We start from the raw sequence: 3769 nt of genomic DNA, 5'->3' as shown, positions 1-3769 counted from the left end.
ACGGAATCGAAAAGCAGCCAGAACTGGCGATATAAACCAAAATCATCCTTGGTAAGCACGCGAACATTGACGATGGGCACGAGGAAAAGCGCCAGAAACGCGATCGTTCGCGCCACGTCATCCGTGGTCCCAAAGCGGCCGATCGGGTATCGGGCGATTACCGCCTGCATCAATTCCTCGAAATGGGCATCATCGCGGGCGCGGGCGCGAAACTGCGATTCTGACAGTGGCGTTTTGACAGCCCCCGGTGCGACGGCATTTACGCGCACACCGCTCTCGGCGTAATCGGCGGCAAGTTGACGCGTCAGAGCCACGACGGCACCCTTCGACGCCGAATATCCCGCGACACCTCGCATCCCTACAAGCCCAACCGTCGAGGCGGTAAAGACAAGCGTGCCGCCAGCATCGATTAGGTGCGGCAGGGTCGCACGCGCGGTAAGGAATGCGCCGGTGGCGTTGACCGCCATAACCCGGTTCCAGTCCTCAAGCGATAACGATAGAGCGTCACCTTCCACCATGATGCCTGCGTTCGCGGCGACCGCGTCGATCCGCCCCGTCCACTGTATAGCGGCCTCGGCCATGGACTTCATCTGTGCTTCATCCGACACGTCGACCGTCAGGGATTGCGCCAACAGTCCTGCTTTTGACAACTCGTCCGCCAGCGCCGCGACTTCACTGCCGGCAAGATCTGCACAAAGCACCGCATAGCCTTCTTCTGCAAATGTTTCTGCGACGCGCCGACCAATTCCCGATGCTGCACCGGTAACGATGGCCGTTCTGACATCGGACCCGGTCGCCATTTAGTCCGGGTCCGAAGCAAAGATTTGCGGGTAGAGGTTGCGCATGGCTTCTTCGTCGAAATCAGCTTTGAAGATGTGCGCGTCTTTAAGCGCGAGAGCACGCACTGCCGCGGGACGAGCATCGAGTTCGGCAACAAGCCGCGTTAAGTTCGGATAGGCGTCCATTGCGGCCTCGTCTGAAAGCATGAAGGGTATGCGTCCCGCCCATCCCCAGACCGCCATATCGACAATCGTATAAGCCTTACCCATCATGTATGGGCCATGGCTCAGTCGATCCTCAACAATCTGCCAGTGTCGCCGCGCTTCAAAATCATAGCGCTTTATTGCGTAAGGGATCTTCTCGGGGGCAAAGTTTCGAAAGTGCACGGCCTGACCGGAATATGGGCCCACTCCGCTTGCAACAAACATCAACCACGACAAAAGTGCGCCGCGTTCATCGGCGGGCGGTAGAAACTTTCCTATCTTTTCAGCTAGGTAAAGAAGTATTGCGTTGCTGTCGAATACAACCGTGCCGTCGTCGTCAATGGCAGGAACTTTCGAATTCGGATTGATAGCACGGTATCCATCTGTATGCTGCTGACCAAGTTTGGTATCGATTGGGATCGCCCGATACTCCAATCCACTCTCTTCAAGAAAGAGACCGACTTTTAGGGGATTGGGGGCCGCGTTGAAGAAAAAATCGATCATGTTTGGCAGCCCCTAGTGGCGAAGAATATTCGAGAAAAAGTTTTGGGCGCGGTCGGTCTTGGGTGTGTCGAAAAGCTCGGCAGGTGTGCCGGCCTCGATGATTTGACCTGCGTCCATGAAGACGACCTTGTCGGCAACCTCGCGAACAAACCCCATTTCATGACTGACAATGACCATCGTCATGCCCTCGGCGGCCAGTTTCCGTATCGCATCCAGGACCTCGCCAACAAGTTCGGGATCAAGGGCTGAAGTGACCTCATCCAAAAGCAATATCTGAGGCTTTAAAGCAAGAGCGCGGGCCAACGCCACGCGCTGCTGCTGTCCCCCTGAAAGCTGGTCGGAATAAGCGTCGATCTTGTCAGACAATCCAACGAGCCCCAAAAGGCGCCGCGCCTCGGCCTCTACCTCGGCCCGGTCCCAGCGCTTGATCTTGAGGGGAGCCAGCGTGAGGTTTTGCATGACAGTCATGTTTTGAAACAAGTTGTACTGCTGAAATACGATGGCCATCCGGTCACGGGCCGCGCGCACTTCACGCGACGACGAATAATTCAGGCGCTCACCCGCCAAATCAACGTCACCGCCCGTGATAGGCGTCAGACCCATCAAGGCCCGAAGAACGGTTGACTTGCCCGACCCTGACGGGCCGACCAGGGCGACGATCTCACCTTTTTCGATCGAAAAGCTGATGCCCTTCAGGACCTCAAGGCTGCCGTATTTTGCGCGTACGTCGCTCACCGCGAGGTGTGGCAAGGCGTTTCTCCAAGTGTTGGCCCAGAAGACTGAGCGGGAAAGATAGAAGGAAGTAGCAAAAGGCGATAGTGCCGAAGACAAGAATACCAGAATAACCCTGATTATTCAGCTCCTTGCCACGAAACGTCAGCTCGAAAACGCCAACCTGGCTGACAAGTGCCGTGTCTTTGATGAAGCTGACGGCAAACGCGATTGCGGGCGGAACAATGACTGGCCAGGCTTGTGGCAGGACAATGCGCAAGTTTGTCTGTAGCCGCGAGAGGTTCATCGCCTGAGCAGCTTCAACCTGTGTCGCGGGCACGCTTTCCAACCCTCCGCGTATGATGTCGGCGGTATAAGCAACCGCATATAGACAGATGGCGATTACAGCGATTGTGAAGAGGGATGCGTCAGGCGTCACTGTCTGGATGAAGAAGAGGACGAGGTAGATGACGACGATAAACGGGATCCGGCGGAAGACTTCTACATAGGTGATACAGACAAGACGAAGCGGCAGCGCCCAAAGGCCGGGCGTCTGGCGCAGAAACACAAGGACGAACGCAAGCCCGAAGCCGATGAGGCAACCCGCCAGTGTCATTCCAAGCGTCAGCATCGCCGACTCAAAAAGCAGCGTTAGGTTTGGTCCAGAGAAAAAGCGTGGTGCCTGCTCGAGTATGCGCTCCATCAGAAGATCCTCGCCTTAACGCGGAATACCCATCGGCCAAGCAATGCCAGTCCAATCGACGCGATGAACGTCAGTACGACATACATGCCCGCCACGACGGTGAAGTATTCTAGCCAGCGGTAGTTGACGGATGAAAGGTTAATCGCCTGCCCTGTAAGCTCGTCCACACCTATCAGCGCGCCTACGGAGGTGCCCATAACAAGGACAACGATGAAAAAGTTAGCGAGAGCTGGGTAGATCGACTTCGCTATATGTGGCATGACGATGTAGCGGATCTGTTGGATCAGTGACATGCCCAGCGTCTGGCCCGCCTCAATCTCTGTCACCCGAACACTTATGAAGCCTGCGCGCAGGATCAGTGTGAGATAGGCGCCGGCATTCAATGTTAATCCAATGAGAAGGCACGCCTCGTTCGACCAGCGTAATCCCACCTCAGGTAAGCCAAAATAGAGGAAGTAAATTTGGATCAACGCCGGCGTGTTCGTGATGAAAACCACATAGGTGTCGACCAGCAAGCGCAAGGGCCAGGGACCATATGTCTTGATGGCCGCCCCCAAAAGTCCGACGATTGCGCCGCCTGCAAAAGCGAAGACACCAAGCTGGAACGTTAGCCACGCACCTTCAAGCAGTTGCGGGAAATTTTCCCAGACGACGCCGAACTGAAAACGGTAATTCATATGGGGATCATTGTCAGAGCGCCCCGCACTCCAGTGTGGGCTGCGGGGCGCTCAGATTTCTATGTGATCAGAAGAACGGTACGGGTTCAACTTTGCGCAGCATAGGCGCGCCGTAGAACTTCTCCCATGTTTCGTTGATCATGCCTGATGAATGCAAATTATAAAGCGCGATGTTCAAAACCTCTGTCAGG

5 protein-coding genes are annotated in these 3769 nt (G+C 55.6%); all 5 read right to left on the bottom strand.

The genetic code is table 11. The features are described 5' to 3' along the window. Positions 1-800, bottom strand: an 800-nt coding sequence (locus Q1B15_RS04160; protein WP_299750597.1) for an SDR family NAD(P)-dependent oxidoreductase, incomplete at its 3' end; no start/stop codon positions are given. Beyond that, on the bottom strand, positions 801-1487 hold the full coding sequence (locus Q1B15_RS04155) for a glutathione S-transferase N-terminal domain-containing protein (RefSeq protein ID WP_299750595.1): 687 nt from the start codon (positions 1485-1487) through the stop codon (positions 801-803). 12 nt (positions 1488-1499) lie between these two features. Next, positions 1500-2237 carry an amino acid ABC transporter ATP-binding protein gene (locus tag Q1B15_RS04150; RefSeq protein WP_299750593.1) on the bottom strand — a complete coding sequence of 246 codons (738 nt, stop codon included), beginning with the start codon at positions 2235-2237 and terminating at the stop codon, positions 1500-1502. Next, positions 2188-2901 carry an amino acid ABC transporter permease gene (locus tag Q1B15_RS04145; RefSeq protein WP_299750591.1) on the bottom strand — a complete coding sequence of 238 codons (714 nt, stop codon included), beginning with the start codon at positions 2899-2901 and terminating at the stop codon, positions 2188-2190. Before Q1B15_RS04145 ends, Q1B15_RS04150 begins: the two co-directional genes overlap by 50 nt. Then, positions 2901-3578: an amino acid ABC transporter permease gene (locus Q1B15_RS04140; RefSeq protein WP_299750589.1), complete on the bottom strand. Its 678-nt coding sequence runs from the start codon at positions 3576-3578 to the stop codon at positions 2901-2903. Before Q1B15_RS04140 ends, Q1B15_RS04145 begins: the two co-directional genes overlap by 1 nt. Positions 3579-3769: the final 191 nt, after the last annotated feature.

Origin of the sequence: uncultured Boseongicola sp. (genome assembly GCF_937988555.1) — a bacterium.
In the GTDB taxonomy this organism is placed as follows: domain Bacteria; phylum Pseudomonadota; class Alphaproteobacteria; order Rhodobacterales; family Rhodobacteraceae; genus Boseongicola.
This window is presented reverse-complemented; position numbering and strand designations above follow the sequence as displayed.

Coding starts and splice junctions, on each gene's coding strand:
- Q1B15_RS04155 (WP_299750595.1), bottom strand. CDS start 1,487: ATGATCGATTTTTTCTTCAACGCGGCCCCCAATCCCCTAAAAGTCGGT.
- Q1B15_RS04145 (WP_299750591.1), bottom strand. CDS start 2,901: ATGGAGCGCATACTCGAGCAGGCACCACGCTTTTTCTCTGGACCAAAC.
- Q1B15_RS04140 (WP_299750589.1), bottom strand. CDS start 3,578: ATGAATTACCGTTTTCAGTTCGGCGTCGTCTGGGAAAATTTCCCGCAA.